Annotated in this window: 1 pseudogene; it reads right to left on the minus strand. The window is 62.1% G+C overall.

The features are described 5' to 3' along the window. Positions 1–914 (minus strand): annotated as a pseudogene (locus FIV38_RS29810) (RHS repeat protein); the annotation flags it as partial.

Below are 914 nucleotides of genomic sequence, written 5' to 3' on the forward strand. Positions count from 1 at the left end.
GTGATATCGCCCTGATCATTACGCTGGTACTTCCAGACCGCCGCACCCCGGCGCATGACCCGTACGAAACCATGCTCATACTCGTAGGCGGTAGGCTCGTCATCCCCCGGAAACAGCGCCACCAAGCGCCCAGCCTCGTCGTACTGATAGGCCGTAATCGCGCCGAGGGGATCCTGCTCAACCGTCAGCCGGCCCTGTGCGTCGTAAGACTTGAAATGCTCGCCGCCGTCCGGGTCAACCCGCTGCACCAGCCGTGCGCGCGGGTCATGCACATAGACTTCCTGGCTGCCATCGGCGTTAAGCAGGGTGACGCGGCCGTGGTCATCCCAGACGTAGCGCGTATCCATCTGCGCAAAACTGGCCCAATGCCGCACACAGCGCGCCGCCTTGCCAGAGCGTTCCCACGCCCAGAAGAAACTCGCCCCACCGGCCAGTTGCCGCTCAGTGATTACCGCAAGGCTGTCGTACTGATAGCGCTCGCTTTCGCCTACAGCATTGGTCGCCTCAACCAGTCGCCACTGTTCGTCGTAGCGGTAGGAAACGACGTTCTGCTCAGTCACCCAGGCGTCATCCGCTTCGCTTTCCACGCGAAACACCTGGTAGTCCACCGCCACGATGTGCCCGCGCTCGTAGCGCAACAGCAGCGCCCGTCCGGCATCGTTATCCAGGCGCAGAATCCGCCCCGATACATCGCGGGAAATACGCAGGCGGTTGTCATACCCATCGCTGATCGCCGTCAGCACACCGCCTTGAAAGTGGTAGAACGTTGCCCCTTGAGCCAGCACCAACTCATCCGACGCTGCACCCAGATAAATCGCTGCTTCAGCCAGGCTATTGCTGATGGCTGGTCGGGCAGCCGTGGGCAGGGGAAAGGTGGTGCTGCGGTTCTCGTGATCGGTCCACACCACCGACTC

It is taken from the genome of Pseudomonas proteolytica, assembly GCF_007858275.1.
In the GTDB taxonomy this organism is placed as follows: Bacteria; Pseudomonadota; Gammaproteobacteria; order Pseudomonadales; family Pseudomonadaceae; genus Aquipseudomonas; species Aquipseudomonas proteolytica.